Source organism: Limnohabitans sp. Rim8 (assembly GCF_945869175.1).
Classification (GTDB): domain Bacteria; phylum Pseudomonadota; class Gammaproteobacteria; order Burkholderiales; family Burkholderiaceae_C; genus Limnohabitans_A.
In genome coordinates this window covers 1-5,180 of record NZ_CAMBNZ010000128.1, presented here as the reverse complement: position 1 = coordinate 5,180, position 5,180 = coordinate 1, and the positions used below count along the sequence as shown (strand labels likewise).

Below are 5,180 nucleotides of genomic sequence, written 5' to 3'. Positions count from 1 at the left end.
CAACTTGCTCAAGAATCCGCAAAGCATCCAAGTCACGCCCAGCAACACCACCGTGCAGCGCATCACACAAGTGATCCACCCTGTGGGCCGCAGCAAGAAAAAAGACGTGCTGCTGCACATCATCCAGAAGCACGACTGGAGCCAGGTTTTGGTGTTCACCCGCACCAAGTTTGGCGCCAACAATGTGGCCGACTTCTTGACCAAAAATGGCGTCAAAGCCATGGCACTGCATGGCAACAAGAGCCAGACCGCCCGCACCCAAGCGCTGGCCGGTTTCAAGAGCGGCGAGATCCGCGCCTTGGTAGCCACCGACATTGCGGCACGCGGCATCGACATCGAAGACTTGCCACACGTCGTGAACTTTGAAATCCCGAACGTGTCGGAAGACTACGTTCACCGCATCGGCCGCACAGGCCGCGCGGGCGCCAGCGGCGAGGCCGTGAGCTTGGTCTGCTTGGACGAAGAAGGCTTCATGATGGACATCGAGCGCTTCACCAAGCAAGAGATTCCAGTGCAGTTGCTCGAAGGTTTTGGCCCCGAGCCAGGCGAAGTGGCCGAGCCCAGCGCCATGGGTCGCCAAACTTTGTGGGGCGGCGCAGGCAAGCCCCCAAGCCGCGATGTGATGGCCGCAGCCGCCAAAGCCGCACGCCAGGACATGATGCAACGCATCCGCGACAACAAAGTCGCCGTCGGTGGTGGTGGCGGAGGTGGTCAACGCCAACCCCGCGCAGAAGGTCAGGGCCAGCCCCGTCCTTCGCGCAACGCACCACCCCCATCCCGCCGCAATGGACCACAAGGCGCACCGCGTTTTGAAGGCCAGGGCGATGGACGCCGTGATGGTGGCCGTGATGGTGGCCGTGACGGCAACCGCGAAGGCGGTCGTGGACAAGGCCAGCGCGGCGATCCGCGCTTTGACAACCGGGCCGACGGCCAAGGCCGTCCAGCACCGCGCGGCCCACGTCCTGAAGGCCGTGGCCCTGCCCGTGGCGGCCAGGGTGGTCAAGGTGGCGGTCAAGACCGTCGCCGTGATGATGGCGACGAATTGCCACGCCACATTGATCCGCTCAAAACCACGCAGTTTGCACGTCTGGACTTGCCCAACCGCAAGCCCGTGCGCACCAGTGGCCAGCCTGACCCGACCCGCACCAGCATCGACAGCTTGGCCAGCAGCGGCCGCCGTCATGGCGGTGGTGGCTTCGGCGGTGGCAACCGTGGCGGTAACGGCGGCGGTGGCGGCGGTGGCCGTGGCGGCTTCGGTCGCTGATCAGCGCCCTGCCCCATGAACAGAGCCCGCTTCAAGCGGGCTCTTTTTTTGCCCCAAGGCGTGACAAAAATCAGTCGCGCACGAACAAGGTCACCAAGGGGTCAGGGCCGACTTGGCGGCTCCAGTGGCCGTGCACCGTGGCATCGAATGTGGCCCCTTCGGGCAAGGTGTCGGCCGAGTAAAAGAACTCGCCGGGACCAAAGGTGCGCGAGCTGCCGTCTTGCAAAAAGATCTCCATTTGCCCGCCCAGCACAAACAACCACTGCGGGTGACCCGAGCAATGGAACGTGCTTCGAAACCCCACCGGGCTCTGGCGCAGTTGACAACCGGTCGCGGCCATCAGGGCCGACAGCTGGCTTTGGGGGGTGCCTTCGCTCAACTCTACGACCTCGTCCCGAAATCGGGCACGGCCATCGGTGTCAGTGAAGAGTATGGCTTTATTCAGCTGCGTCATGGGCATGGGTCTCGTGAACATGGAGAAAGCCCGATTGTCACCCAGCGATCGCCCAAGCCCTGAACGCGATGCCGCTTCTGGCATAGTGGCGCGCAGTTCCAGCCAACCCACAACACATTCAGACACCATGACCCCATTGCCCCTGAAAATCGTTTTCCACGGTCAAAACGCCGCCAACTTCCGCCAGGACTTTGAGCAACTCGTTGCCCCCGATCACCAGATCATCGACCTCAGCGATGCGCTGGATCAGCCGGGCGAGCGCGCACATTATGAAAGCGCCGATGTGGTCATCGGCATCAAGCTCCAAGAAGGCATGCCGGTGCCGCACAAAGCCCGGCTGTTCCACGCACCCGCAGCGGGCACCGATGCGGTCAACACCACCATGCTGCCTGCTCAGTGCACCTTGGCCAACTGTTTTGGTCACGAAAACGCCATCGCCGAATACGTGATCGCGGCCCTGCTCATGCGCCATGTCCCTCTGGCCCGCGCCGACCAAGACCTGCGTCAGCAGCGCTGGACGTACTGGGCCGGACAAAAGGCCGCTTTGCGCACCGAGATGGGTTCGCAAACCTTGGGTCTGCTGGGGTTTGGGCACATTGCCCAAACCGTGGCCTTGCGCGCCAAAGCCTTTGGCATGCGGGTGCATGTGGCCAACCGCAGCCCCATTCAACATGCCAGCGTGGACCAAAGCTGGACGCTCGACGGCTTGCACGATTTCATGGGCTCGGTCGATGCCGTGGTGGTCAGTCTGCCGCTGACCCAGAACACCCAGGGGCTGGTGGATGCTCGGGCCATCGCCGCCATGCGCTCCAGCGCCCTGCTGATCAACGTGGGCCGGGGTGCGGTGATCGATGAAAAGGCTTTGTTTGAAGCGCTGAAATCCCGCCAAATTGCTGGCGCGGTGATCGACACCTGGTACCAATACCCCACCCCCACACAGACCGAATGCGCGCCCTCGACATTCGATTTCGCGTCACTGGACAATGTCGTGATGACGCCCCACATGTCCGGCTGGACCTCGGGCACCGTGCGCCGCCGTCAAGAAACCTTGGCAGAAAATTTGGGCCGCCTGAGTCGAGGCGAGCCCTTGATCAATGTCTTGCAAGGTCCGCGTTGAACACGTCTTCGCAAGCCGTGCACGCCCCAACAGATCAAGTGCTTTGCCGCTGCACGATTTCAAAACCCAAGTCCACCTGAGCCGGGTCAGGTGACTCGCCCCGCATGAGCGTCAAAAGCATCTGCGCTGCAGCCTTGCCGATCCGTGCTCGGGGGGTGCGCACGGTGGTCAAACTGGGCAGCATCTGGTCGCTGCCGGTCAAGTCATTGAAACCGGCAATGGCCACCTGAGAAGGCACGGCAATGCCCAGACGCAAAGCGGCCATCAAAGCCCCTTGCGCCAAATCGTCGTTGCAAAAAAAGACGGCGTCCACCGCAGGACGCTGATGCATGATTTGCTCGAACATCAGGCCCCCCAAGGCCAAGGATGAGGGGGCCGGGTTGAGAAACTCCAAAGTGGGCTCATACAGACCTGCTTCTTGCAAGGCGCTTCGCCAGCCATACAGGCGTTGCATCACGCGCGGGTCGAGCTGGGCGGCAGCAAATGCAATGCGCTGGCGGCCGCTCGAGAGCAAATGGCGCGTCATGGCCGCACCCGCCTCGGTTTGCCGAAATCCCACACAGTAAGGCGCTCCATCGCTGGCTGCGAGGGGCAAATCCATCAGGTGCACACAAGGCACCTGAGTGCTGTCCATGAGCTTTCGGGTGACCGGGTTGTGGTCCAGCCCCGTCACCAGCAAACCTGCAGGGCGGTGCAGCAGTTGTTCGCGCAACAGTTGCTCTTCTTCACTGGCGTCATAGTGGGTGACCCCCATCAGGGTCTGAAAACCGGCAGCGCGCAGTGTTTTTTGGGCCGAATCCAGCAAGTCCACAAACAAGGTGTTGGACAGCAAGGGGATCAAGATGGCCACATGGTTGCTGCGTTGCGAGGCCAAGGCGCGGGCGGCGGGGTCGGGCACATACCCGAGCCTACTGGAGACCGTCTGGACGCGCTCGATCAAGGCCGGGTCGACTGCACGCTCCCCGCGCAGGGCACGCGATACCGTGCTGGGGCTGACGCCAGCGGCTTGGGCCACATCGCTCAAGGTGACCCGACCTGTGGCGCGGTGGCTTTTCAGGGTCTTTGGCGTAGTCGAAACAGTGTTGGGCAAGGGTTAATCCGGAGAAAGACTCGAGGACACGCCCGATAGGATAGCGCTATCCCGAAGTTTTCAACAGGCATACTGAAAGTTCGTGGAAAACCCTGATTGGCTTTGATGAATGGGAATTTCCATTTGTCATTTTTTTGATTATTTTGGACAGCGCTGTCCGAACCCCCGCTTTCACTGGAGTGATGAAGTGTCCAAACCCGATGTGCTGGCCGTGGCCAAACTCCACCCCTTCTATCTCCAAGCACTGTCGTCTCTCTACACGGTACACGACCGCACCCACATCACCGACCCCGCTGCATTCACCGACTTGGCTCCCCGCATCATGGGCGTGGCTGGCACGGGTGAGGCCAGCGTGCCGCGCAGCCTCTTGTCGCAACTGCCCAACGCCAAAGTGGTGTCGGTGTTTGGCGTGGGCTATGACGGTGTGGACGTGGCGGCTGCCATCGAACACGGCATCCCGGTCACGCACACCCCAGATGTGCTGACCGACGATGTGGCCGATCTGGCCATGGGTCTGGTGCTGTCGGTGGGCCGCACCATCCCGCAAGCAGACCAATTTGTGCGCGCAGGCCAATGGCCGTCTGGTCCCATGGCTTTGGGCCGCAAGGTCTCGGGTGCGCGCATGGGCATTGTGGGCTTAGGCCGCATTGGCAAGGCCATCGCCCAACGCGCCAGCGGCTTTGGCATGTCGATCGCTTACACCGCACGCAGCGAAAAAGCCAACTCGGGCTTCCAGTTCTACCCCTCGGCTGCTGAGCTGGCCGCCAACCTCGATTTTCTGGTGGTCATCACGCCCGGGGGCGCAGGCACCAAACACCTCATCAACGCCGATGTGCTCAAGGCACTGGGGCCTCGCGGTTACCTGATCAATGTGGCGCGTGGCAGTGTGGTCGATGAGGAGGCGCTGATTGCCGCCCTGCAAAACGGCACGATCGCTGGTGCTGGCCTCGATGTGTTTGCCCACGAACCCAATGTGCCCCAAGCGCTCTGGACCCTGAGCAACGTGGTGCTGACCCCCCACATGGCCAGCGCGACCACTGAAACTCGCCAAGCGATGGCCGATTTGGCTTTTGCCAACATGCAGGCGGGCATTTCAGGCCAGCCACTGCGCACGCCCGTGCCCGAGTGCGCAGCCCTGGTGCAGTGACACGCGTCGAGACGACATGAGCACAACGCCTTTGCGCCTCATCGTCATGGGTGTTTCTGGCTGTGGTAAATCCACCATGGCTGCGGCCCTGGGCGAGCGGCTGGGCAT

5 protein-coding genes are annotated in these 5,180 nt (G+C 62.1%); 3 read left to right on the top strand and 2 right to left on the bottom strand.

Annotation, left to right across the window (positions count from 1 at the left end):
* On the top strand, positions 1–1,264 hold a 1,264-nt coding region (locus Q0O19_RS13785; RefSeq protein WP_295523912.1), incomplete at its 5' end, for a helicase-related protein.
* A gap of 70 nt (positions 1,265–1,334) precedes the next feature.
* Here Q0O19_RS13785 and Q0O19_RS13780 read toward each other — a convergent pair.
* Positions 1,335–1,718, bottom strand: a complete 384-nt coding sequence (locus Q0O19_RS13780) for a hypothetical protein (protein ID WP_295523910.1) — start codon at positions 1,716–1,718, stop codon at positions 1,335–1,337.
* Positions 1,719–1,845: 127 nt separating this feature from the next.
* Between Q0O19_RS13780 and Q0O19_RS13775 the strand changes: the two genes are divergently transcribed.
* Positions 1,846–2,835, top strand: coding sequence for a 2-hydroxyacid dehydrogenase (locus Q0O19_RS13775; protein ID WP_295523908.1), 990 nt, complete (start codon positions 1,846–1,848; stop codon positions 2,833–2,835).
* 34 nt (positions 2,836–2,869) lie between these two features.
* On the opposite strand, the gene Q0O19_RS13770 is transcribed toward Q0O19_RS13775, so the two are convergent.
* Positions 2,870–3,925: a LacI family DNA-binding transcriptional regulator gene (locus Q0O19_RS13770; protein ID WP_295523906.1), complete on the bottom strand. Its 1,056-nt coding sequence runs from the start codon at positions 3,923–3,925 to the stop codon at positions 2,870–2,872.
* Positions 3,926–4,112: 187 nt separating this feature from the next.
* Here Q0O19_RS13770 and Q0O19_RS13765 point away from each other — a divergent pair, with 187 nt between their 5' ends.
* Complete coding sequence (locus Q0O19_RS13765) at positions 4,113–5,072, top strand: 2-hydroxyacid dehydrogenase (protein ID WP_295523904.1); 960 nt, start codon at positions 4,113–4,115, stop codon at positions 5,070–5,072.
* Positions 5,073–5,180: the final 108 nt, after the last annotated feature.